Annotated in this window: 24 protein-coding genes; 17 read left to right on the forward strand and 7 right to left on the reverse strand. The window is 68.6% G+C overall.

Annotated elements, in window-relative coordinates; genetic code table 11:
* Window positions 1-18 precede the first annotated feature (18 nt).
* Window positions 19-1,113, forward strand: a complete 1,095-nt coding sequence (locus tag HII28_RS15520) for a serine hydrolase domain-containing protein (RefSeq protein ID WP_170026705.1) — start codon at window positions 19-21, stop codon at window positions 1,111-1,113.
* A gap of 180 nt (window positions 1,114-1,293) precedes the next feature.
* On the opposite strand, the gene HII28_RS15525 is transcribed toward HII28_RS15520, so the two are convergent.
* On the reverse strand, window positions 1,294-2,238 hold the full coding sequence (locus HII28_RS15525) for an ROK family protein (RefSeq protein WP_170026707.1): 945 nt from the start codon (window positions 2,236-2,238) through the stop codon (window positions 1,294-1,296).
* A gap of 133 nt (window positions 2,239-2,371) precedes the next feature.
* Window positions 2,372-3,703, reverse strand: coding sequence for an MFS transporter (locus HII28_RS15530; protein WP_346769361.1), 1,332 nt, complete (start codon window positions 3,701-3,703; stop codon window positions 2,372-2,374).
* A 120-nt stretch (window positions 3,704-3,823) separates the two neighbouring features.
* Between HII28_RS15530 and HII28_RS15535 the strand changes: the two genes are divergently transcribed.
* The 6 genes from HII28_RS15535 to HII28_RS15560 all read left to right on the forward strand — a co-directional run bounded on the left by HII28_RS15535 (window position 3,824) and on the right by HII28_RS15560 (window position 10,200).
* A complete protein-coding gene (locus HII28_RS15535; RefSeq protein WP_170026711.1) occupies window positions 3,824-4,669 on the forward strand; it encodes a LysR substrate-binding domain-containing protein in 846 nt (281 codons plus the stop codon).
* A gap of 233 nt (window positions 4,670-4,902) precedes the next feature.
* Complete coding sequence (locus HII28_RS15540) at window positions 4,903-5,886, forward strand: sugar-binding domain-containing protein (protein ID WP_170026713.1); 984 nt, start codon at window positions 4,903-4,905, stop codon at window positions 5,884-5,886.
* Complete coding sequence (gene deoC / locus HII28_RS15545; protein ID WP_170026715.1) at window positions 5,883-6,866, forward strand: deoxyribose-phosphate aldolase; 984 nt, start codon at window positions 5,883-5,885, stop codon at window positions 6,864-6,866. Before HII28_RS15540 ends, deoC begins: the two co-directional genes overlap by 4 nt.
* A gap of 63 nt (window positions 6,867-6,929) precedes the next feature.
* Window positions 6,930-8,555 (forward strand): aldehyde dehydrogenase family protein, encoded by a 1,626-nt coding sequence (locus HII28_RS15550; protein WP_240978117.1) that lies wholly within the window; start codon window positions 6,930-6,932, stop codon window positions 8,553-8,555.
* Window positions 8,552-9,412, forward strand: a complete 861-nt coding sequence (locus HII28_RS15555; RefSeq protein WP_170026717.1) for an aldehyde dehydrogenase family protein — start codon at window positions 8,552-8,554, stop codon at window positions 9,410-9,412. Before HII28_RS15550 ends, HII28_RS15555 begins: the two co-directional genes overlap by 4 nt.
* A 203-nt stretch (window positions 9,413-9,615) precedes the next feature.
* On the forward strand, window positions 9,616-10,200 hold the full coding sequence (locus tag HII28_RS15560) for a GDSL-type esterase/lipase family protein (protein ID WP_170026719.1): 585 nt from the start codon (window positions 9,616-9,618) through the stop codon (window positions 10,198-10,200).
* Window positions 10,201-10,272: 72 nt separating this feature from the next.
* On the opposite strand, the gene HII28_RS15565 is transcribed toward HII28_RS15560, so the two are convergent.
* Window positions 10,273-10,794, reverse strand: coding sequence for an O-acetyl-ADP-ribose deacetylase (locus tag HII28_RS15565; protein WP_170026884.1), 522 nt, complete (start codon window positions 10,792-10,794; stop codon window positions 10,273-10,275).
* A 31-nt stretch (window positions 10,795-10,825) separates the two neighbouring features.
* Window positions 10,826-11,104, reverse strand: coding sequence for a metal-sensitive transcriptional regulator (locus HII28_RS15570; RefSeq protein ID WP_170026721.1), 279 nt, complete (start codon window positions 11,102-11,104; stop codon window positions 10,826-10,828).
* Window positions 11,105-11,451: 347 nt separating this feature from the next.
* Here HII28_RS15570 and HII28_RS15575 point away from each other — a divergent pair, with 347 nt between their 5' ends.
* From HII28_RS15575 to HII28_RS15590, 4 genes are all read left to right on the forward strand, one after another.
* Window positions 11,452-11,844, forward strand: coding sequence for a hypothetical protein (locus HII28_RS15575; protein WP_170026723.1), 393 nt, complete (start codon window positions 11,452-11,454; stop codon window positions 11,842-11,844).
* A 111-nt stretch (window positions 11,845-11,955) separates the two neighbouring features.
* Window positions 11,956-12,390, forward strand: a complete 435-nt coding sequence (locus tag HII28_RS15580; protein ID WP_205864964.1) for a DUF6804 family protein — start codon at window positions 11,956-11,958, stop codon at window positions 12,388-12,390.
* Window position 12,391: 1 nt separating this feature from the next.
* The gene (locus tag HII28_RS15585; protein ID WP_170026725.1) at window positions 12,392-12,739 is read left to right on the forward strand and encodes a DUF488 domain-containing protein; all 348 of its coding nucleotides are present in this window, start codon (window positions 12,392-12,394) and stop codon (window positions 12,737-12,739) included.
* A gap of 334 nt (window positions 12,740-13,073) precedes the next feature.
* Window positions 13,074-15,230: a DEAD/DEAH box helicase gene (locus HII28_RS15590; protein WP_170026727.1), complete on the forward strand. Its 2,157-nt coding sequence runs from the start codon at window positions 13,074-13,076 to the stop codon at window positions 15,228-15,230.
* Window positions 15,231-15,233: 3 nt separating this feature from the next.
* Here HII28_RS15590 and HII28_RS15595 read toward each other — a convergent pair whose 3' ends face one another.
* Window positions 15,234-15,554: a hypothetical protein gene (locus tag HII28_RS15595; protein ID WP_170026728.1), complete on the reverse strand. Its 321-nt coding sequence runs from the start codon at window positions 15,552-15,554 to the stop codon at window positions 15,234-15,236.
* Between the two features lie 32 nt (window positions 15,555-15,586).
* Between HII28_RS15595 and HII28_RS15600 the strand changes: the two genes are divergently transcribed.
* The 3 genes from HII28_RS15600 to HII28_RS15610 all read left to right on the forward strand — a co-directional run bounded on the left by HII28_RS15600 (window position 15,587) and on the right by HII28_RS15610 (window position 18,067).
* Window positions 15,587-16,228 (forward strand): CYTH domain-containing protein, encoded by a 642-nt coding sequence (locus HII28_RS15600; protein WP_170026730.1) that lies wholly within the window; start codon window positions 15,587-15,589, stop codon window positions 16,226-16,228.
* A 147-nt stretch (window positions 16,229-16,375) separates the two neighbouring features.
* Window positions 16,376-17,407, forward strand: a complete 1,032-nt coding sequence (locus HII28_RS15605; RefSeq protein ID WP_170026732.1) for a 6-phosphofructokinase — start codon at window positions 16,376-16,378, stop codon at window positions 17,405-17,407.
* 129 nt (window positions 17,408-17,536) lie between these two features.
* Entirely contained in the window at window positions 17,537-18,067 is a 531-nt protein-coding gene (locus tag HII28_RS15610; RefSeq protein WP_170026734.1) for a DUF2087 domain-containing protein, read from the forward strand.
* A gap of 39 nt (window positions 18,068-18,106) precedes the next feature.
* Here HII28_RS15610 and HII28_RS15615 read toward each other — a convergent pair whose 3' ends face one another.
* Window positions 18,107-20,254: a S9 family peptidase gene (locus tag HII28_RS15615; protein WP_170026736.1), complete on the reverse strand. Its 2,148-nt coding sequence runs from the start codon at window positions 20,252-20,254 to the stop codon at window positions 18,107-18,109.
* Window positions 20,255-20,344: 90 nt separating this feature from the next.
* Here HII28_RS15615 and HII28_RS15620 point away from each other — a divergent pair, with 90 nt between their 5' ends.
* The 3 genes from HII28_RS15620 (at window position 20,345) to HII28_RS15630 (ending at window position 22,540) form a co-directional block, all read left to right on the forward strand.
* Entirely contained in the window at window positions 20,345-21,181 is an 837-nt protein-coding gene (locus HII28_RS15620; protein WP_170026738.1) for an aldo/keto reductase, read from the forward strand.
* Window positions 21,182-21,263: 82 nt separating this feature from the next.
* Window positions 21,264-22,001 (forward strand): methyltransferase domain-containing protein, encoded by a 738-nt coding sequence (locus HII28_RS15625; protein ID WP_240978127.1) that lies wholly within the window; start codon window positions 21,264-21,266, stop codon window positions 21,999-22,001.
* 119 nt (window positions 22,002-22,120) lie between these two features.
* On the forward strand, window positions 22,121-22,540 hold the full coding sequence (locus HII28_RS15630) for a hypothetical protein (protein WP_170026741.1): 420 nt from the start codon (window positions 22,121-22,123) through the stop codon (window positions 22,538-22,540).
* A gap of 73 nt (window positions 22,541-22,613) precedes the next feature.
* On the opposite strand, the gene HII28_RS15635 is transcribed toward HII28_RS15630, so the two are convergent.
* Window positions 22,614-23,885, reverse strand: coding sequence for an alpha-hydroxy-acid oxidizing protein (locus HII28_RS15635; protein ID WP_170026743.1), 1,272 nt, complete (start codon window positions 23,883-23,885; stop codon window positions 22,614-22,616).
* Between the last annotated feature and the right edge of the window lie 3 nt (window positions 23,886-23,888).

The raw sequence follows: 23,888 nt of genomic DNA on the forward strand, positions 1-23,888 counted from the left end.
ACCGGTGAGGACTGTCGTGTGAGCGCTGCCGAACCGGAGAAGGCCGATGCACTCCGACTCGTGCGGGGCCGTGGCGGTGCGACCCGTCTGCTCGTCATCCGGCACGGCCGTCAATACCTCGACGAGCGGATCGGCTGCTCGCCCGATGCCCTCTTCTGGATGTTCTCCGCCGGCAAGCCGTTCATCGCCGTGCTCGTGCACAAGTTGGCCGAGTCCGGAGTCATCGAACTCGATGCCCCCGTTGCGCGCTACTGGCCCGAGTTCGCGCAGTACGGCAAGGGATCCGTCACGACCCGCAGGGTGCTTCAGCACCGTTCCGGCATGGCCGTCGCGACGTCGAGCGTCGGCGACGCCCTCGCCATGACGAACTGGGAGCGCAGCGTTCGGCACGTCGCCCATGCCAGGCTGCGCTGGCCGGTCGGTGCGGTTCCGGCATACCAGTACCTCGCGTTCGGCTTCATCCTCGGCGAGATCGTGCAGCGCGTCACCCGGCTGCCCGTGGCCGACGCGCTGCGGATGCACCTCCTCGAGCCGCTCGGCCTGCACAACACCTACCTCGGGGTCCCGTCGCGCGAGCTGTACCGCTGCGTGCCCATCAGGGGCACGACGACGGTCGGACGCGTCGCCGCGATCGACCTCAACCGGCGCAGCTTGCGTCAGGCCGTCATCCCGGCGGCCGGCATCTCCACCACGGCGGAGGATGTCGCCCGGTTCTACAGCATGCTGCTGGCGGGGGGCGAGCTCGACGGCGTGCGCATCCTCTCCCAGAGCACGATCACGCGGATGCTGCGCCCATCGAGCAACGGCGAGCTCGACCGCTACGCCAAGGCGCCCGTGCGCTGGTCGGAGGGACTCCAGCTCGGCGGGGCGCGCCACGAGGCCGGATTCATCAGCCCGCTCGGCGAGCTGAGCAGCAAGCAGGCGTTCGGACACAACGGCAGCAATTGCTGCGTCGCGTGGGCGGATCCCACCCGTGGCCTCGTGTTCGTGCACCTCACCAACCGTCTCGGCGAAGGCCTGGACGCGATCGGGCACCACTCGGCTGTCGCCGACGCCGTGATCGCCTCGTGCGACGCGACGGATGTGGCTGCCGACATCGGCGCCGACGGCTGACGGATCGCACAGCGCGCGGACCCGGCCGTGCGAACCCGCCAGCGCCGAGCCGAAAGCCCGAAGCGTCGGCTCGAGGGCGACTCAACGGGATCCAGCTCGACCGTGGCGGCTCAGTGGTGGCGGCTCAGTGGCGTGGGCTCGACAGCGTCGGCGCGCCGGCGTCGACACGGCTGCGTCGGTTCAGAGCGGCGGGAGCAACTCCGCACGGTGCACGAGCGCGGCCGCGCCGATGAGCGGACCCTCCCCGGAGAGTCCGGACGGCACGACCCGCACCTTGCGCACGAAGCCGAAGTAGTGCGACGCGATCGTCGCGTTGATCACGTCGAAGAGGTCGGGCGTCGCCTGCGAGAACCCGCCGCCGATGGCCACCAGCTCCAGGTCGAGGAGCGCGGTGGCGCTGGCGATGGCCTGTCCGACCGCGTGACCGGTGCGCTCGATGGCCTCACGCGCGATCGGATCGCCGGCCGCGTAGGCCGCAGCCAGGGTCTCGCCGGTCTCTCCGGCGAACCCGCGTCGGCGTGCCCAGGCGACGGTGTGCGGACCGCTGGCGATGGCCTCGAGCGACGTCGCCTTGCCGAACGTGTCCTCGCCTTGGAAGTCGGCGACCTCGACGTGTCCGATGTGGCCCGCGTTGCCGGTGGGCCCGGTGATGACCCGTCCGCCGACGATGAGGCCGCCGCCGATGCCTGTGGAGATCACCATGCCCATCACGTTGTCGACGCCCTGGGCCGCCCCCACCCAGTGCTCGGCCATCGTGATGGCGACGCCGTCCATCTCCAGCGTCACCGGTGCGTCCACGCCCGCGTCGGCGAGCACTGATGCGGCGAAGGAGCGGAGGTCGTAGTCGCGCCAGTTCGGCACGTTCAGGGGCGAGACCAGCCCGCGGGCGCGATCGATCGGCCCGGCGCATCCGATTCCGACGCCGACGATCGACCGCCCGTCGAGCGCCCCGAGCGCGGAGGTCATGACCTCGCGCACAGAGGTCTCCAGCTCCGAGACGGTCGCGTGGCGTCCGGTGGGTGCGCGGTGCCGCGAACCCTCGATCACCTCGCCGTCCGACGCGACGAGGGCTGACTCGACTTTGGTGCCGCCGAAGTCGACGGCGAGAGCGAGGGGCGTGGTCATGCATCAAGGCTATTGGAGCGACGGGCGTGTTCTGAGCGCGCACCGGACCGATGCGTGCTGTGCAGTCCCGACGCGTGGTCACCCTCGCCACGACGTGGGCGCAACAGCTGGAAGCAGAGCAGACCTCAGCGACTCAGTCGCGCGCGACGAGGGCGAGCGACGGAATGCGTCCGCGTCGCTTCAACGCGAGTCGCAGGCGCGACCGCTGCATCATCAGCGCTCCGACGACGATCGCCGTCGTCAGCGGCACGAGACCGGAGACCGCGAGCCCCCAGTCGGGTCCGTACCGTTCGACGATCCATCCCATCACCGGGCCGCCGAGCGCCTGTCCGCCCAGCTGCACGAGGATGTACAGCGCCATCACACGCCCGCGGATGCCGAGGTTCGTCGACATCTGCACCAGCGAGTTCGCGCTCGTGAGGAACAGCAGGCTCGCCGCACCACTGGCCATCATGAGCACCGCGAACACGATCATGTCGGGGGAGAGGGCAGCGGATGCCTGCACCACCCCGAGCACAGCGGCCCCGCCGATCACGAGCCGCAGGCTCACCCCCATGCGTCGTGTCGACAGCACGGCCCCGGTGAGGGCGCCAACGGCGACCAGGGCGTTGAAGAAGCCGTAGCCGGCGGACCCCACCTTGTAGACATCGTTCGCAAAGGCGGCGAGGAGCACGGGCATCGTGTACGCGAACATCGCCACGGCGCCCAGGATGATGATCGTGAACAGGATCGACGGTTTCTGAGCCGCGTACCGCAGGCCTTCGGCGAGCTGCCCTTTGCCTCGCGCGGCGACGGGTGTGTGCAGCAGTTCCTTCGTGTTCATCATGCCGAGTGCGCCGACCACGACGAGGCAGGCGAACGAGTTGATGACGAAGGCCCATCCGCTTCCGACCGCCGAGATGGCGATGCCGCCGACGGCCGGTCCGATCAGCGCACCGAGCTGGAACGTCGATGAGTTGAGGCTGATCGCGTTGCGAAGCAGGCGCGGCCCGACGATCTCGTTGACGAAGACCTGGCGGGCCGGGTTGTCCACGACGGTGACGAACCCGCCGACGAACGCGAGCGCCCAGATGTGCCACACCTGCACCGTTCCGGTCAGGATGAGCACGGCGAGGATCGCCGCGAGCAGGGCCGCGGTGGACTGCGTCAGCATGAGCAGCATCCGCTTCGAGTAGCGGTCGGCGATGACGCCGCCCAGCAGGCCGAAGATCAGCATCGGCGCGAACTGCATCGCGACGGTCACCCCGACCGCCGTCACGCTGCCGGAGAGCTGCAGCACGAGCCAGTCCTGGGCGACGCGCTGCATGCCGAGCGCCGTCGTGGCGACCACCTGAGCGCCGGCGTACAGCCGGTAGTTCGGAACGGCCAGCGAGGAAAACGTCTCGCGCCACGGAGGGCGGTGCTGGGGTACGGGTACGGGTGCGGTGAGGAGCGTGTCGACGGATGAGTGCGCAGGAGCGGTCACGATGGCTTTTCGAGTAAGTGGCTGATCGAACGTGTATTTCAACGCTAAGGTTCGAGCGACCATTCCGCGAACTAATCGGAGCTATAACTACTATTGCGTTCGCGAATATATAATCCGAACATGTTCGATCCGGATCTCCTCGCCACGTTCCTCGCCGTCGCCGAAACCGGCAGTTTCACCAGGGCCGCCGAACGGCTCGGGCTGAGCCAACCGACCGTGAGCCAGCACGTCGCGCGTCTTGAACGGGCAGCGGGCCGTACGCTCGTCGACCGCGACACCCGACAGGTGCGACTGACCGACAACGGGGATGCCATGGCAGGGTTCGCGCGCAGCATCCTCGCCGCGCACGCGGCGGCCGACAGCTACTTCACGGGAACCGCGATGCGGGGACGTCTGCGTTTCGGTGCTGCGGACGACCTGGCCATCACGCAGCTGCCGAGCATCCTCCGCGACTTCCGGCAGGCGTATCCGCAGATCAACCTCGAGCTCACGGTCAGCCAGTCCACGCCGCTCTATCGGCGGCTGAAGGCCGGGCAGCTCGACCTCATCTTCATCAAGCAGATGGCCGGATCGCCTGACGGGGATCGGGTGAGCACCGACGACCTGGTCTGGATGGGGCTCGACAAGACGGAGCTGGGGCCAGGCGATCCCGTGCCGCTCATCGCGTACCAGGATCCGAGCATCAGCAAGCAGATGGCCATCGACGCGCTCGAGGCCGCGGGCCGTGTCTGGCGCATCACGTGCAACACGCGAGAGGTCAACGGCGTGCTCGCAGCGGTCCGCGCCGGACTGGGCGTCGCGCCCTTCCCTCGCACGATCATCCCGAACGACCTCGTCAAAGTGACGAACCGTCTCGGGCTGCCGGAGCTTGGCCAGGTCGAATTCAGCCTGCTGTCGAATCCGCGTGCGGCAGCTGAGCCGGTCGCAGCGCTCACCCGAGCGATCATGGGCCGAACGCTGCACTGAGCGCCGGACCCGTCCGCTCATCCCTTCACCGGTTCCTCGGCGCCTTCGCTCGAACCGTTGCCCGGTCCGGATGCTCACCCCGCTCGAGTGTGCAGATAATGCTCTTCGGGAGACGGGTGCGAGCGTTTTCTGCACGCTCAACGGGAGCCTGGTCTCATGCCAGCGCTCAGATGAGCACAGGATGCCGCACGCGTTGCTCATAAGTGGAGCCGGTTCGTATTCTGGAAAGCGCTATGAACTCCTCAGACGAACTGCTCGCCGTGCGGGCCGCAGAGCTGTATTACGACGAGGGACGCACGCAGGACGAGATCGGAGCCGCGCTGCACATCACGCGCTGGAAGGTCGGTCGCCTGCTGGCGCAGGCGCGGGCCGCCGGCATCGTGCGCATCGAGATCGTGCATCCGCGCGCCCGCCGCGTGCTCGCCGAGCAGGCGGTGAAGAAGCGGTACGGACTGAACGACATCGTCGTCGCCTCGTCGGCCGGCGTCTCCTCGCCCGACGAGCTGCAACGCCGTGTCGCCCAGGCCGCCGCCGACTACCTCGCTGCGATGCGCCCTGCACCCCAGACGCTCGGCGTGAGCTGGGGCCGCACGATGCACGACGTCGCGGCATGCCTTCCGCGAGGATGGGCGCACGGCGTCGGCGTCGTGCAGATCAACGGCGGGCTCAGCCTCACGAAGTACGGGGACACCGCGTCGGCGACGGCGCTCGTGATCGCGCAGAAGGCGGCGGGATCCGCTCACGTGCTGCCGATCCCCGCCATCCTCGAGCACACCGCCACCAAGCGCAGCATCGAGCGGGACCGCGCCATCGCCGGCGTGCTCGACCGGGCGGCGCACGCAGAGGCGTACCTGTTCAGCGCCGGCGTCGCCGGTGCGGACTCCGCGCTCGTGCACAGCGGATACCTGACGGCCGCGGAGGTTGACGCGCTCGTCTGCAAGGGAGCGGTCGGCGACGTCATCGGCCGCTTCGTCGGTGCGGACGGCAAGCCCGTCGACGCGGAACTGGACTCGCGAACGGTCGGCCTCTCGCTCGACCGCATCAAGGCCGCCAAGACGGCGATCGCGGTCGTCGCAGGCGATGGCAAGCACGAGGTCGCGAGAGCGTTGGTCACCAACGGCCTCTGCACGGTGCTCATCACCGACGACCAGACGGCCGCCGCCCTGCTCGAAGAGCCGGCCGTCGCGGACCAGACCCTCGGAAAGCAGGCGTCATGACCCTCGACCTCGCCCGCACCGTCGTCGGCACCGAGCTCAGCGAGCGCAGCCTGCGCGGATTCGTGCTCGGGCTGCCGGGAGTGGACGCCGTCGGCCTCGAGCAGCGCGCCGCATCTCTCGCGACGCGGTCCATCAAGACGACGTCGAAGAAGCAGGCGCTGGACACGATCGTGTCCCTCATCGACCTGACTACGCTCGAGGGCGCCGACACCCCCGGCAAGGTGCGATCCCTCGCCGCCAAGGCCGTGCTGCCGGATCCGTCGGACCCGACCTGTCCGCGCGTCGCGGCCGTGTGCGTGTACGGGGACCTCGTGCCCGTCGCCGTCGAGGCGCTCGGTGCCGCGCACGTCGCCTCAGGCGGCACGGTGTCCGTCGCCGCCGTCGCGACGGCGTTCCCGAGCGGGCGTGCCTCGCTGAACGTGAAGCTTGCGGACACCGCCGACGCGGTGGCCGGCGGTGCCGATGAGATCGACATGGTCATCGACCGTGGCGCCTTCCTCTCTGGCCGCTACACCGAGGTGTTCGACGAGATCGTGGCCGTCAAGGAGGCCTGCCGCCGTCCCGACGGCTCGAGCGCCCACCTCAAGGTCATCCTGGAGACCGGCGAACTCGCCACCTACGACAACGTTCGGCGAGCGTCTTGGCTGGCGATCCTGGCCGGCGCGGACTTCATCAAGACGTCCACCGGAAAGGTGTCGCCGGCGGCGACGCTCCCGGTGACGCTGCTGATGCTCGAGGTGGTGCGGGACTGGCATCGCCTCACCGGCGAACTCGTCGGGGTCAAGCCGGCCGGCGGCATCCGCACGTCGAAGGATGCCGTTCGCTACCTCGTCACGGTCGCGGAGACCGCGGGCGAACGCTGGCTCGACCCTCACCTGTTCCGCTTCGGCGCGTCCAGCCTGCTCAACGACGTGCTGCTGCAACGACAGAAGCTGACGACCGGTCATTACTCCGGCGCCGACTACGTGACCATCGACTAGCGGGCTTCCACGCGTGCGAACCCGACTAGCGGATGCCATCCCCTGAGCCCGACTGGAGCCTCGATGACCTTCCTCGATTACGCGCCGGCTCCCGAGTCGCGCGCCATCCTCCACCTCAAGCCCTCGTACGGGCTCTTCATCGACGGAGAGTTCGTCGACGGACACGGTGAAGCCTTCCGCACGATCTCCCCGGCCTCCGAGGAGACCATCGCGGAGATCTCCACCGCCGACGACCACGACGTCGACCTCGCCGTGCAGGCGGCACGGCGTGCGTTCGATCGGGTCTGGTCGAAGCTGAGCGGCGCGGACCGCGGCAAATACCTGTTCCGCATCGCGCGTCTCGTGCAGGAGCGAGCGCGCGAGCTCGCTGTGGCGGAGAGCCTCGACAACGGCAAGCCGATCAAGGAGAGCCGCGACGTCGACGTCCCCCTCGTCGCAGCCTGGTTCTTCTACTACGCGGGATGGGCCGACAAGCTGGACTACGCCGGCCTCGGGCCGTCGCCGCGAGCGCTCGGGGTCGCCGGGCAGGTCATCCCGTGGAACTTCCCGCTGCTCATGCTGGCCTGGAAGATCGCGCCTGCGCTCGCCGCGGGCAACACCGTCGTGTTGAAGCCGGCGGAGACCACGCCCCTGACGGCGCTGCTCTTCGCGGAGATCGTGCAGCAGGCCGGTCTTCCTGCAGGCGTCGTCAACATCGTGACGGGTGCGGGGGAGACGGGCCGCGCGGTCGTGAACCATCCGGATGTCGACAAGGTCGCCTTCACCGGATCGACGGCCGTCGGCCGCGAGATCGCCCGGTCCATCGCGGGCACGAGCAAGAAGGTGACCCTCGAGCTCGGCGGCAAGGCTGCGAACATCGTGTTCGACGACGCACCGATCGACCAGGCCATCGAGGGCATCGTCAACGGCATCTTCTTCAACCAGGGACACGTCTGCTGCGCCGGATCCCGCCTTCTCGTTCAGGAGAGCGTGCACGACGAGGTCGTCGACCGGCTGAAGACGCGACTCGGCACGTTGCGGCTCGGCGATCCGTTGGACAAGAACACCGATATCGGCGCCATCAACTCGGCTGAGCAGCTCCAGCGCATCCGTGAGCTGAGCGACATCGGCGAGGCGGAGGGCGCCCAGCGCTGGACGGCGGACTGCGCCATCCCCGACAACGGCTTCTGGTTCGCGCCCACCATCTTCGACAACGTGTCCACGTCCAGTCGCATCGCCCGCGAGGAGATCTTCGGACCCGTGCTGTCCGTGCTCACGTTCCGCACGCCGGACGAGGCCATCGCCAAGGCGAACAACACCCCGTACGGGCTCTCCGCCGGCATCTGGACCGACAAGGGCAGCCGCATCCTCGCCGTCGCCGACAGGTTGCGTGCCGGCGTGGTGTGGGCGAACACGTTCAACAGGTTCGACCCCGCCTCGCCGTTCGGCGGGTACAAGGAGTCCGGATACGGCCGCGAGGGTGGTCGCCACGGGCTTGCCGCCTACTTGAAGCAGTCGACATCCGTCGTGCGAGTGACGGCCACTTCGAAGGCCCTGATCCCGTCGGCTGCGAAGGCTGTTGCCGGGTCGGCCGCGGACACCGGCAAGACGCAGAGTCGCACGACGTCGGCCACAACCGCCCGGAGGGCGACCGGCGCGAAGGCTTCCGGCGCGAAGACTTCCAGCACGAAGAAGGGATCCGCACAGTGACCCGCCTCGCCGTCCCCAAGACGTACAAGCTGTTCATCGGCGGCGCGTTCCCGCGCAGCGAATCCGGCCGCACCTACGAGGTCCTCGGTGCAGACGGGTCGTTCCTCGCCAACGCCGCACTGGCATCCCGCAAGGACGCCAGGGATGCTGTCGTCGCCGCCCGCAAGGCCGTGTCCGGTTGGGCGGGCGCGTCCGCGTACAACCGCGGTCAGGTGCTCTACCGGGTGGCCGAGCTGCTCGAGGGCAGACGCGAGCAGTTCGTCGAGGAGGTGCGGGCATCCGAGGGTCTTTCCCGGCAGGATGCCGCTGCGCAGGTCGACGAGGCGATCGACACATGGGTCTGGTATGCGGGCTGGGCGGACAAGTTCGCGCAGGTGACAGGCAACGCGAATCCGGTGGCAGGGGCCTTCTTCAACATCTCCGTGCCGGAGCCGACGGGCGTCGTCGCAGTCATCGCGCCTCAGGGCGGGCTGTCGCTGCTCGGGCTCGTCGCCGTCGTCGCGCCGGCGCTCGTCACAGGCAACTCCGTCGTCGTGGTCGCGGACCAGGAGCACCCGCTCTCGGCGATCTCGCTCGCCGAAGTGCTGGCGACGAGCGACGTGCCGGGCGGCGTCGTCAACGTGCTCACCGGATCCGCGGCCGAGCTCGCACCGTGGCTGGCCTCGCACGCCGACGTCAACGCCCTCGACCTGACCGGTGCCGCGGCGTTGGACTGGGTCGAACTGCAGATCGCCGCGGCCGACACGCTCAAGCGCGTGCTCCCGCCGGACGGCGGCTCCGTCGATCTTCGCTCGCTGGAGCGCATTGCCGCCTTCACCGAGACAAAGACGGTCTGGCACACCAAGAGCATGCGCTGACTGAGCGTTCCACCTCCGCCGGAGGTCCGGCCACGCGAGACCGGCCGACCACGAGGAACGCGCGCGGCTGTGACCGGTGGGTGCGAACGCTCGGGGTGGCTGCGTTCCGCCGATCGGGTCGCGTCGAGCGCAACCTGTGACATCAACCGGTGGCGTGTTGCGGCCTTCCCGGGTCAAGATGGATGTCGGGCAGAAGGAGCGACATGTCGGAAACGGCGGGGACGGTTTTCGTCGGAGACAGCATCACTGCGAGCGGACGCTGGGACGAGTGGTTTCCAGAGGACCGCACCCGCAACCTCGGGGTGGGCGGCGACACGACGGATGCGGTGATCGCGCGCCTCGACGAGGTGGTCGCCCTGCAGCCGGACACGATCGTGCTGCTCATCGGAACGAACGATCTGGCGTGGCGCCGATCGGCCGAGCACATCGTGCGCAACATCGAGACCATTCTCGTGACGTTGCGCAAGGCGCTGCCCGGCGCACAGCTGCTCGTGCAGTCGGTGATGCCACGCGAGGCGGCGTACGCGGACACGATCAAGGACGTGAACCGCCATCTGTGGCAGTTCGCCTCCACGGTGCGGGCGCAGTACCTCGACCTCTGGCCGGTGCTCGCAGGACCGGACGGCGCGATCGACCCGGACTGCTCAGACGACTCGCTGCATCTCACAGACCGCGGATACGAGGCATGGCTGTCGGAGCTGCGCGGAGCGCTCGAGACGCTGCACGACGTTCCGCCGACGAGCCGGCCGATCTTGCTGCCGAAGGAGCACATGCGGCACCGCCACTAGGTGCCGATAGATGGGCATCGATCCAGAGGCCACGCGTGGCGGTCCAGACGTCCGGAATGGTCTGTTGGTTTCTCAACCGCTTGACATCGTCAGCTCGCGGTCGAACGCGCTGAGCGCCCGCTCGGAGAAGAGCACGAAGCGCACGAGGGCGAGGCCGGGCACGGCATCCGCTCGCCCGCGTACGGTGCGAACGGCGACCCTGGCGGCGTCGTCCATCGGCCATCCGTAGATTCCCGCCGAGATGGCCGGGAACGCCACGGATGCCGCGCCCAGCTCCCCGGCGACCGCCAGCGACCGCGCGTACGCGCTGACGAGCAGTCGGGTCCTGTCCTCGTGGGTGGAGTACACCGGACCGACGGCGTGGATCACAAAGCGTGCCGGCAGGCGGCCCGCCGTCGTGGCGACGGCGTCACCGGTCGGCAGGCCGTCGGGGAAACGCGTCTCGCGCAGCATCCTGCACTCGGCGAGGATCTCGGGACCGCCGACTCGATGGATGGCGCCGTCCACGCCCCCTCCGCCCATGAGCGCCGAATCGGCAGCGTTGACGACGGCGTCCACGTGCTGCTCGGTGATGTCGCCCGGCACGGCTTCGATGCGAACCGAACCGACGACGGTGGCGCCCGTTTCAGCCTCTGTTGTTCGAGAGCTCGAAGACGCGCAGCAGCTCTTCGATCGCTCGCTCGCGCTCGTCGCCGCCGGCCTCGAACTGCGCCGCAACGTGGGTGCGCAGATGATTCTCGACGAGAAGCTTGTTGAGCGATCCGAGCGACTTCTGGATGGCGAGCGACTGCGTCAGGATGTCGACGCAGTAGTCCTCGTTCTCGATCATCTTCTCGAGCCCGCGGAGCTGGCCCGAGAGAATGCGCGTGCGGTGCAGCGCCCGCTTCTTGATGTCCTCGATCACGGTCTCAGGGTAGGCCACGTGCCGCCTGGCGCCAGCGGAGTTCGAACGACGCGGGGACGGTTCCGGATGCCTGCCGACCCGCGAATCCGAGCCGAATGCGCAGATGAGCGCGATCGACCGATCCGGAGAACGCTTACCCGCGTCTTGACGGGCCTGGAGAACGTTTGCTCGTGCCTCGAAGAGGGGCGCACCGACTAGTGCGCTCCCAAAGGGGGACTGCCTCGAGACCAGAGGCTTGCATACCCTCGGCTCAGGTGCTATCCGGATGCAGCTTCCGACCCGAAGAACGAGGTTGCGTTGTCCGGCCTGCGGAATGTTCCGACCCGAGGGGAAAGTGGGGTGCCCGGGTGCTCAAGAATCTCTCACCGATAGTGTCCGGTGCGCTCCTTCGTGCACTCGACGAGACCCCGAGTTCGGCATGGATCGCGATCGTGAGCCCCGAGCACGACGCGCCCCACGGCATCCGGGTGGCACACGACTCCGTCGAGGAGGTCGTGACGGCGCTTCTGACCGTGACCCCGCTCGATGACGACGCACCCATCGTGATCGAGGGGGAGCACGATCTCGAGGACATCGCCTTCGCCGTCGCCGGTCTGGCAGCGGATGCCGAGGGCCACCGTGTCGAGACGCTTGCCGTCTCCGAGGCGGCGTTCGGTGCCCTTCTCACGGTGAGCAAGGTGACGGTGGTCGTGGACACCATCGACTCCTTCGGATTCCTGCTCTGCAAGGGACGTTGCTGAGCCGACCGGATGTCGTCGGCGAGGCGTTCCTCGGCCGGCACCGTCGCGGCCACTCATCCGGGCGCACCTCTGGGAATGGGCTCGCGCCGTGCGACCTAGACTTCTTGTGACATGTCGCGCCCTGCCCAAGAAACCTCGTACGCCCGACTCGCCCTGCTGCCGGGGCTGCTGGGTGCCATCATCCTCATCGCCGCGCTGGCACTGATCGGCGGCGCCTGGTACGTCTGGGTGCAGTTCGCCGTCGCGATCCTGGCTCTGATCATGTGCGTCTTCGCCGTGCAGGGCAAGGCGTACTGGTGGCTGATCGGCCTCGTGCCGATCGCCGTGGTGTTCAATCCGGTGTGGCCGTTGCCGATCGACGATCTCTGGTTGCGGATCCTGCACCTGGCGGGTGCCGTCGTCTTCATCGCCGTCGGGGTCTCCATCAAGGTCCCGGTCGAGGCGAAGACCGCCGGCCCGGCCGGCCGGTACGACGGCAAGGCGACGTCCAAGCAGAACACGCGCGGGGGAAGCGCGCCACGAGGAAGCGGCACGAAGGGGAAGTGACGTGTCGTTCGTCATCAAACGTGCATACGATCCTGCATCGCCTGAGGACGGGCACCGCGTGCTCGTGGACCGGCTCTGGCCGCGGGGCGTGAGCAAGGAGCGAGCGGATCTCGCGGAGTGGGACAAGGACGTCGCCCCCAGTACCGCCCTCCGCGAGTGGTTCGACCACGACCCGGCGAAGTTCGACGAATTCCGGGTTCGGTATCTGGCCGAGCTGCACGGCAGCCCGGAGCTGGAGCGGCTGCGTGAGCTCGGCGAGTCCGAGCCGGTCACACTCGTGTACGCGGCGCGCGACCCGAAGATCAACCACGCCGTCGTCTTGAAGGACGCGCTCGAAGGCGCCGCCTGACATCATCCGACGCACGGCCGGAGCACGTGTGATGCGATCCGTTGCCGCGCGAGAGTGGCGGCGCGCCGCGCCGAGGTGACGAGCGGGCGCCGCGTGCCGTAAAATGGTTGCTCGTCGGGGTCCTGGCATCCGCCGGACACGTCTCGTCGGCTGCATCGCAGACGACCTTCGGGCCTGGTTCACGCATTCGCAGCGGTCCGAACACCCGCATCGGTCTCGTCGCTCACGGCCTTTCACGGCCCGAGAAGGACGCATGCGGGTGATCACTTCCGGGCGCCCCGACGGCACACCCACGAGTGCCCGTGAAGCACGGGCCCTCACGCACAGGAGGATCATGCCGCACACCGGCGATCGCACCGCTCAGGTTTCCCGTCGTTCCGGCTCTCGCCACTCGAACAACGACGGTCTCATTCCCGTCCTCGCGCGCCGCGTGCGCGAGGTCGAGGCGAAAGCGACAACGGGCAAGAAGCTCGGGCCGACCAACCGCACGAAGTTCCAGGTCATCGCGTTGTTGATGCGCGAAGAGCGGGCACGCGCCAAGTCCGATCCGACGCTCGGAGACGCGGCTCGCGCCGAGCAGCTGAAGCGTCTCGACGGCATCGCCACGATTCTGGCGAAGACGGCCGCGCGCGACACCTCGCTCATCTCGTTGCTGGAATCGACGGCCCCGCCGAGCGCCGCAGCGCAGAAGATGCGCAGGGACTGGCTGCTCGAGTCGGGAGCCGAGCTCGAGCCGGACGACCTCATCATCACCACTGAAGCACCGAAGCCGAAGCAGGAGGTGCTGCTGTCACCGGAACTGGCCCAGAAGCAGGTCGTTCCGCAGTCGGTCCGTGCCCGTCAGCTTTCGAACCCGTTCCTGGCCCCGGACTTTGCGCTGGCGCAGCATTCGACGCCCGCACCGCGTCGACGGCTCGACTCGTGGGAGCTGCTGGGTCCGCTGTTCAAGTCGTTCGAATACGGGTCCGGCAAGGCGGCGAGCATGGAGCTGCCACCGGCGCCCAAGCTCGACCGCTACTCGCCTTCCGGTCTCGAGCTCATGAAGCACCAGGCCAGATTCATCGAATCCGTGCGGCTCGGGCACCGCTCGTTCCTGCTCGCAGACGAGCCCGGGCTCGGCAAGACCGCGCAGTCGGTGCTGGCGGCGTCCGTCGCCGGCGCGTATCCGCTGCTCGCCGTCGTGCCGAACGTCGTGAAGATGAACTGGGCCCGCGAGGTGGAGAGGTGGACGCCGCACCGCCGTGCAACGGTCATCCACGGCGACGGCGAGGGGCTCGACGCCTTCGCCGACATCGTGATCGTCAATTACGAGGTGCTCGATCGGCACCTGTCGTGGCTCTCCGAACTCGGATTCCGTGGCATGGTCGTCGACGAGGCGCATTTCATCAAGAACCTGCACTCCCAGCGCTCCCGGTACGTGCTCGGACTCGCGGATGCCATCCGGCGCTCCGTCTCCGACCCACTGATGATCGCGCTCACCGGTACGCCGCTGATCAACGACATCGACGACTTCCGCGCCATCTGGCAGTTCCTCGGCTGGATCGACGGATCCAAGCCGACGTCCGAACTCATGGAGCGCCTCGACGAGAGCGACCTCACCCCGGCCGACCCCGGCTTCTACACGTCGGCGCGTGAGTCCGTGATCGACATGGGCATCGTGCGCCGCAAGAAGATCGACGTCGCGGCCGATCTCCCGTCTCGAAGGGTGGTCGACCTGCCGGTCGAGCTCGACGACGAGTTGGGACGCTCGATCAAGGCGGCGGAGCGCGAACTCGCCGCGCGACTCGTGCAGCGATTCCGTCGCGCTCAGGAGGCCGGTGTCGGTGACTCCCATTCCGGCGACGACGATGAGCGGCGAGAGCATCTCATCCGCATGGTGGCGCACGCGGAACTAGAAGAGTCCAAGGGCCAGAAGTCGGGCGAGAACGTCTTCACGATGGTGCGCAAGATCGGCCAGGCCAAGGCCGGGCTCGCCGCCGACTATGCGGCCCAGCTGGCGCGCTCGGTGGGCAAGGTCGTGTTCTTCGCCAAGCACATCGACGTCATGGATCAGGCGGAGGAGGCGTTCGCGTCGCGCGAGCTGCGCTCCGTGTCCATCCGAGGCGACCAGACGGCGCTGGCCAGGCAGCGGGAGATCGACGCGTTCAACAACGATCCGGGTGTCGCCGTCGCTGTGTGCTCCCTGACAGCTGCGGGGGTCGGGCTCAACCTGCAGGCGGCATCGAACGTGGTGCTCGCCGAGCTCAGTTGGACGGCGGCGGAGCAGACGCAGGCGATCGACCGCGTGCACCGCATCGGTCAGGAGGAGCCGGTGACGGCGTGGCGTATCATCGCGGCGCAGACCATCGACTCCAAGATCGCTGAGCTCATCGACGCGAAGCAGTCACTGGCGCTGCGCGCGCTGGACGGCGTGGACATCGAGCCGGGCTCGGCGGACTCCGTGCAGCTCGACGCGCTCATCTCGCTGCTGCGCGACGCACTCGACGCGTAGGCCTCAGGCGTCGTCCGCGTCCGGCTCGTCGTCGAAGACGACGATGCGGTCCTCATCGGGGAAGCCGTCGTCATCCAGATCGTCGACGGGTCGCTCGTCCTCGTCGGCAAGGCCCTCTGCCTCGTCGACGTCCGGCTCGTAGTCGCCGTCCTGAGCGGCGGCGAACTCGTCGAAGTCCGCATCGGAATCTTCGTGCCGTGCCTCGCTGTGCTCGGTCATGCTGCCAGGGTAGCCCTGCACCGAGACGCTGCCCAGGGTCTCGTCGAAAGGCGGTCGTCGCACGGACCCGTAGGCGCCGCCCGGCTCGTCCGGCAGCATGGTCATCGGGTCCGCGGTACCTGCGCAAGACTGGGGCGATGACGAAGCACGGAACCTCCACGATCGAGATCGAGCGCAAGTACGACGTGACCGAGACGGCCGAGGAGCCGCGTTTCGTCGGCGTCGGCCCGATCGCGGTCGTCGAGGCGCCCGAGATCCGCGAGCTGGATGCCGTGTACTACGACACCGCGGATCTCGCGCTCGCCCACGCGCGCGTCGCGCTGCGCCGCCGCGAGGGCGGTCCGGACGCGGGATGGCACGTCAAGCGCGATGCCGGAGAGGGCCGGCTCGAGCAGCACTGGGCGTTCGGCGAGGGGGAGGACGAGCAGGGGAAGGCATCTGTTCCGGATCCGTTGCGCGAGGCCGTGCGCGAGCTCGTCGGCGATGCAGAACTCGCTCCCGTCGCCCGCGTCCGCAACCATCGGGTGGTGTCGCGATTGCTGGACGCGGCGGGATATCCGGTCGCGGAGTACTGCGACGATCACGTCACGGGGGAGAACCTCGTGACGGGCGGCAGCGAGACGTGGCGCGAGTGGGAGGTCGAGCTGTCTGCGGCTGCGCCCGACAGCCGAAAGGCCAGAGGCGAGTTGCTTGACGGACTCGAAGCGGTGGTCGTCGCGGCTGGCGGACATCCGTCGGCCAGCTCGTCCAAGCTGGAACGTGCGCTGAGCGCGAGCTGACGTTCGCCTTGAAACGACGGCGACCATCGGGTGGCCGTTTTGGAGCGGACCCGCGGCATCCGGCATGATCATTGACGTATCGGCCGATACAGCGGCGTATCGACGTGCAAACAGACGTCATTCCTGTATGTGCGAAAGAGGCGCGTAATGAAGATCGGTATTCTCACCTCCGGCGGTGACTGCCCAGGCCTGAACGCTGTCATCCGGGGGGCGGTCCTCAAGGGCGATCGCGTCTTCGGTGACGAGTTCGTCGGATTCCGCTACGGATGGCGCGGCGTCGTCAACGCGGACATGGTCACTCTCGACCGCCACAGCGTGCGCGGACTCTCGCGTCAGGGCGGAACCATCCTCGGCTCCAGCCGTACGAACCCGTTCGAGGGCGATGGCGGAGGACCGGAAAACATCCAGCGGATGATGGACGAGAACGGCATCGACGCCATGATCGCCATCGGCGGCGAAGGCACGCTCACCGCGGCTCGCCGGCTGGTGGACGAGGGCGGCATCAACGTCATCGGAGTTCCGAAGACCATCGACAACGACCTGGCCGCAACGGACTACTCGTTCGGATTCGACACCGCCGTCGAGATCGCCACCGAGGCCATCGACCGGCTGCGCACGACGGCGGAATCGCACCAGCGTTGCATGATCGTGGAGGTCATGGGACGCCATGTGGGATGGATCGCCCTGCACTCCGGCATGGCTGCTGGTGCGCACGCCATTCTCATTCCTGAGCATCCGCAGTCGATCGATCAGATCTGCGCCTGGGTCGAGCACGTGCGCGATCGGGGACGCGCGCCCGTTGTCGTCGTGTCGGAGGGATTCCACCTCGACACCATGGAGGAGGCGCACTCCCACAAGGGCTTGGACGCGTTCAACCGCCCGCGCCTCGGCGGCATCGGCGAGCTCCTCGCGCCGATGATCGAGGAGCGCACCGGCATCGAGTCGCGCGCGACGGTGATCGGCCACATCCAGCGTGGAGGAGTGCCCAGCGCGTATGACAGGGTGCTCGCCACGCGTCTCGGTATGGCAGCGGTGGATGCCGTGCAGACGCAGCAGTGGGGCTCGATGGTCTCGCTGAAGGGCACTGACGTGGAGATCGTGTCGATCGCGGAGGCGACGGTCGGCCTGAACATCGTGCCCGATTATCGCTACGAGGAAGCCGCACTGCTCTTCGGGTGAGCCGGCCGGGCCCACGAGTACACACCGCTCGAGGGCACGCGCCACCAAGCACACGCACCACCAGGAACACGCGCCACCACCAACACGGCCGCCGGATCACTGCCGGAACATCGACCCGGAAATCGAAACATGACTGACGACACTCGAAGCCCAGGGACGTGGCGAGCGCCCGTCGCCGCTCTCGCGAACGACGACGCCCGAACGGTCTACGCACGACTGGCCGCCGGAATGACGGGATCGGACGTCCAGGGCGGCCTGTCGACCTCGAAGTGGGAGCGAGCACTGCAGACGCTCGCCCGTGGTGGGCTGCTCGCCTTCGACGAGGCGTCGGGCGAGCCCGTTCCGCTTGCTCCGTTCGCCGCGATCCTGGCGGCGAACCCTGTCGAGTCCGCCGCCGGGATCGACAAGTTCCTGCGCGGCGGCCGGATCGACCGGTATCCGATGTCGGCGGGGGAGCGTCACGCGCTGCTCCTGCACGTGGCGGAGCGTGCGTTCCGTCCGGCCGAGGAACTGACGGAAGCGCAGGTGAACGAGCGGCTGCGGGTCTTCACCGACGACCACGTGACGCTGCGCCGGTATCTCGTCGATGCCGGCATCCTTGAGCGGTCTCGGTCCGGCGGGTCCTACGCGCTCAGCGCTCAGCGCGACCAGCCGCTCTGAGCCGCACGGCCCGGAAAGCGAGCCCCGGCGCCTTCTGCGTCAGACCGCCAGAACGTCGAGCAGCCACGCGAGCTCGAACGCGCGCTCGCGCCACGCGTTGTAGCGTCCGCTGACCCCACCGTGCCCGGCCGACATCTCCGTCTTCAGCAGCACGGGTGCGCCGGCCGCGCGCAGCCGTGCCGTCCACTTGGCGGGCTCCACGTACAGCACGCGCGTGTCGTTGAGGCTCGTGACCGCGAGGATGCGCGGGTAGGAAGTGGCATCCGTCGCGACGTTCTCGTACGGCGTGTACGACTTCATGTAGTCGTAGACCGCCTTCTCGTGCAGCGGGTCGCCCCATTCGTCCCACTCGATCACCGTCAGCGGCAGATCGGGATCCAGGATGCTCGTCAGCGCGTCCACGAACGGCACGTCGGCCAGGATGCCGGCGAAGAGCTCCGGCGCGAGGTTCGTGACAGCACCCATGAGCAGGCCTCCAGCGCTCCCGCCCTCGGCGACGAGCCGGTCTGGGGAGGTCCACCCGGTGTCGACGAGGTGCTCGGCGCACGAGACGAAATCGGTGAACGTGTTGCGCTTGTTCGTCAGCTTGCCGTCTTCGTACCAGTGCCGGCCGAGTTCACCTCCGCCGCGCACGTGGGCGATGGCGAAGACGACGCCGCGGTCCAGCAACGACAGCCGGGCGATGGAGACGGCCGGATCGATGCTGTGCTCGTACGATCCGTATCCGTAGAGCTCCAGCGGAGCGGGAGTTCCCGGCGTGACGAGGTCGCGCCGGAACACCAGCGAGATCGGCACCAGCGTGCCGTCGCCGGCCGTCGCCCACTCGCGGCGCTGCTCGTAAGCATCCGGGTCGTAGCCGCCGAGGATGGGCTGCCGCTTCAGGAGGCGAAGCTCGTCTGCGCCGGGCTCGGCGTCGGGGAGCCAGTCGTACACGGTCGAAGGGGTGACGAGGGATCCGTATCCCAGTCGAACGGTCGGCTGCGTCCACTCGGGGTTGCCCGCTGTGCCCACCGTGAAGATCGGCTCGTCGAACCCGAGCTCGCGCAGGTCGCCGTATCCGTCGTTCGTCAGCGGCAGCACGGCCACCCGGGTGAGACCCTCGCGGCGGTACTCGACGACGATCCTGGAGGCGAATGCGTCGACGGATTCGAGGCGGCGGCCGGGGAGGTGCGGCAGCACGATGCGCCTGGTGCCCTGCGGATCGGATGCCGCGACATCCGAGAGCTCGAAATCCTCGGCGTGGTCGTTGTGCACGATGAGCAAGCGGTCCTCGCCCGAGACGATCGCATGCTCCACGTCGTACTCGACGCCTTCGCGTCTCGGCCAGACGAGCGCCGGCTCCGCCGTCGGATCGGATGCGGGGATCAGCCGCGACTCGCTCGTGATCGAGGAGCCGATGCCGATCTCGATGAAGCCCCTGCTGCGCATGACGCCGACGCCCACCCAGTACCGCTCGTCGGGCTCGTGGTGCACCACGACGTCGTCGGCAGCGGTGGTGCCCAGTTCGTGGCGCCAGATCGTGTCGGGTCGCCACGCATCATCGACCGTCGCGTAGAACGCGTATCGGCCATCGGGGGAGAGCACCGCGCCCGCCGAGGTGTTCGGCACTTCATCGTCGAGGTCGGCGCCGGTCGCGAGCTCGCGTACCCGGAGCGTGTACCGTTCGTCGCCGACAGTGTCCGTTGCATAGAGAAGCCTGCGCCCGTCGGCGCTGACGTCGAAGGTGCCGAGCCGGAAGAACTCGTGGCCTTCCGCCTCCGCGTTCGCGTCGAACAGCACCTCCTCGCCGGGCAGCGCCGGCGTGCTCGCGTCGACCTCGGCGATGGTCGGCGGCGTCCAGTCCTCGTCGGAGGAGATCGGGGCGCGGCACTGCACGCCGTACTGCCTGCCCTCGAAGGACCGCGAGTAGTACCACCATCCGCCTTCCCGCATCGGCACGGAGAGATCGGTCTCCTGTGTTCGGGAGCGGATCTCCTCGAAGATCCGTTCGCGCAGCGGCGCCAGATGGGCCGTCTGCTCGTCGGTGTAGGCGTTCTCAGCGCTCAGGTGGGCGATCACCTCGGGATCGTCCTTGTCGCGCAGCCACTCGTAAGGATCCTCGACGCTGTCGCCGTGGTGGGTGCGCGTGAACGGCACCTGCTTCGCGACCGGCGGAACGGTGGAGGACGCTGCGGAGAACTCTGGCATGGGTCAACGCTACCGACCCGGACGCGCTGTCCTGGCACGGTTTCGAGTCGGTGCGACTCGCCGACGCGCCGTGGTCGGTAGCGTTGAGGCATGAGCATTCCGCAGTACGAACTGAACGACGGAACCTTCATCCCCGCCACTGGATTCGGCACGTATCCGCTGCGTGGCGACGAGGGTGCGAAGGCCGTCGCCGACGCGATCGCGGTCGGGTACCGTCTTCTCGACACGGCCGTCAACTACCGCAACGAGGATGCCGTCGGCCGCGGCATGAGGGCATCCGGCGTCGACCGCTCGGAGCTCATCGTGCAGACGAAGATCCCCGGTCGCCACCACGGATACGACGAGACCCTGAAGTCGTTCGAGGAGTCTCGCAGCGCGCTCGGCGTCGACATCATCGACGTGTACCTGATCCACTGGCCCAACCCGAGCGTCGACAAGTACGTCGACACGTTCAAGGCGATGATCGACCTGAGGGATCGCGGGCTCGTCCGCACCATCGGCGTCTCGAACTTCACCGAGGAGTTCCTCACGCGCCTGCAGCGGGAGACCGGTGAGCTGCCTTCCGTGAACCAGGTGGAGCTGCATCCGTACTTTCCTCAGGAACGGTTGCGCGCGTTCCACGCCGAGCACGGCATCGTCACCGAGGCGTGGAGCCCGCTCGGCAAGAACTCGCCGGTGCTGTCCGAGAAGGCGATCACCGATGCTGCGGCTGCCCACGGCGTCACACCCGCCCAGGTCGTTCTCCGCTGGCACGTGCAGCTCGGCTCCGTCGCCCTGCCGAAGTCGAGTTCCGTCGAACGGCAGCGCGAGAACTTCGGCATCTTCGGCTTCGCGCTCAGCGACGACGAGGTGGCCGCGATCACTGCACTCGGCAAGCGCGACGGCCGCCTGTTCGACGGCGACCCGAACCACCACGAGGAGCAATAGTCTCGCGAGCGGGCGTCCGCATCCGCATCGGTCGGGCATGGCGGCGGGATCGCGCGCCCGGTAGGCAGACGAGGAGTCGACCATGACGGATCACGGCCACCCGAGCACCGAGGGCACGCCGGAGGCCGCGCCGCCGGAAGCCGTGGCACGGGAGACCGTTGAGGACATCGCGCGCATGTTCGACGGGCGTGCAGCCACGTACGACGAGTCGGCTTTCCATCGCGCCCTCGCAGCCGAGACGGTGCGCTTCGCACTGGCGGATGACGCGCCCGACGCGCAAGGCACGCCCGAGGTGCACCGCGTGCTCGACATCGCGACGGGCACGGGCCTGGTGCTCAGGGCGCTTCCGTCGACCGTCACGCGTCGCTGCGGCGTCGACGTCTCCGCTGGGATGCTCGCCGTGGCCCGCGCCGAGCTCCCGGAGGCGGAACTGGTGCAGACGGATGCGTCGGGTGAGCTGCCGTTCCCCGCCGGATCCTTCGACCTGATCACGTGCGTGACGGCGTTCCACCTCATAGCGGGCCCGCCGGAAGCCCTCCGCAGCTGGCGCGGTCTCCTCGCGCCCGGCGGACGCGTCGTGGTGGCGGTGTTCCGTACCGATGCCGCCGACGAGGTCCCAGAGGTCGCAGCTGCCCTTGCGCGCGGTGCTGAGCGCCACGCGCACGGCGCGCACGACCATCTGCACCGCCGGACGGGGACCCCGGCCGCCCTCGCAGGGATCGCCGAGACCGCCGGTTTCCGGCTGACGCGCTCGGAGACCTGGATGATGCCGGATCCGTTCCAGGTGTGCCTCGTCGCGGAGCTCGTGCCGGCGGACTGACCGGCCTTCGGATGCCGCACGCGAGGCATCCGTGCGTCCATGCCCGTTCCGTGCGACTCCCGCACCGATTCCGCCGGATCGACCGTTCCCGGCGCGGGCCGCTGGCGCATAATGGCGGGATGATCACGACCCAGCTGGCACGCGAGCTCAAGGATCACGGCCTGGTGTGGCATCCGTCGTCGGGCGATGTGTTCGCGATCGATTCCGGCGAGTTCGACGGCGAGACCTTCACCGTCAGCGACATGACCATCGAGGCGCACGAGTTCGACACCGGCACCATCCTCGGCTTCAACGGGACCACGGAGTGGGCCCTGGATTCCGTCGCGCTGGACAACGCGCTCTGGCTGCCGCGCGAAGACCAGCTGCGCGGCCTGCTCGGTGGTACGTTCGCGTCGCTGAGCCGCGCCGAGAGCGGCGGATTCGTCGTCGAGACCGCGCGCGACGGCATCCGCGCCAGGTTCGAGGCGACGGAGGCCGAAACCGCATACGCCCAGGCCGTGCTCGCGCTGATCGGGCAGGCGACCGAAGCCACGGCCTGAGCCGGACGGCACCCCGTCCGATGACCGGGCCGTAGGGTGGGCCGGCCCCGAGAGGCGTCGGTCGTGCAGGGGGTCAGCCGGGAGCGAGCGTGTCGCGGGTGATCTCGGCGATGGTCGTGCATCCCGCCAGCGCCATGGTGATGTCGAACTCGGCGAGGATGTTGCGTAGCACGTCCCTGGCACCCGCCTCGCCGCCGGCGGCCAGCCCGTAGACGTATGGGCGGCCGATCCCGACCGCGGATGCTCCGAGGGCGAGCGCCACGAACACGTCGGCTCCCGAACGCACCCCGCTGTCGAACAGCACCGGGATGCGTCCGGAGACGACGTCGACGATGTTCGGCAGGGCATCCAGCGCGGCGACTGCGCCGTCGACCTGGCGTCCGCCGTGATTCGACACGATGATGCCGTCCACGCCGGAGTCCAGGGCGCCCCTCGCGTCGTCCGGATGCAGCACGCCCTTGAGCACGATCGGCAGGTTCGTGATGGAGCGGAGCCACGTCAGGTCCGGCCAGGTGAGGGTCGGATCCGCGAACAGGTCGAGGAACGTCTCGACCGCCGCGCGCGGCACGGGTGATCGGAGGTTGTGGGCGAGTGACCCGGGCGTGCGCGAGGACATCTCGACGAGCGTGCGCACTGCCTGCGGCGTGACCTTCGGCCGGGGTCGCGCCTGGGTCGCGGCGATCCGCCCGTTCACCAGGCGCATGAAGACCGGATCGCTCGTGTACTGGGCGATGCCGCGGCCGCGCGCGAACGGGAGGAATCCGAGGTCGAGATCCCGCGGGCGCCAGCCGAGAAGGTGCGTGTCCAGCGTGACGAGCAGCGCCTCGCATCCGCTCGCCTCCGCTCGTCGCACGAGGCTCTCGGTGAGCTCGCGCGACGAGCTCCAGTACAGCTGATACCACGCCTCGGCACCGCGGATGGCGGAGGTCACCCGCTCCATCGGCGTCGACGCCTGGGTGGAAAGTGCGACGGGGATGCCCAGGCCGGCGCCGGCTCGAGCGGCCCCCGTGTCGGCATCCGCATGCGCCAGGTCGAGCACGCCGATCGGTGCGAGGTACAACGGCGTCGACCTGCGCGTGCCGAAGAGCTCGACGGTCGGATCGCGGGTCCCGACATCCTTGAGCACGCGGGGCACGATCCTGTGCCTTCCGAACGCGCGACGGTTGGCGCTCGCCGTGGTCTCGAGGCCGGCGGATCCGGCCACGTACGCGAACGCCTCCTTCGACATGGCGCGCTTCGCCGCCTTGACCAGGCGCGGATACGAGACGGGTACCCGCGGAATCCGTCCGAGAACGCCGTCGAGGTAGATCTCGGACTGTCGCGCGCGGCCGGCTGACTCCGTCATGTC

Source organism: Planctomonas sp. JC2975 (genome assembly GCF_012985205.1).
GTDB lineage: Bacteria > Actinomycetota > Actinomycetes > Actinomycetales > Microbacteriaceae > Humibacter.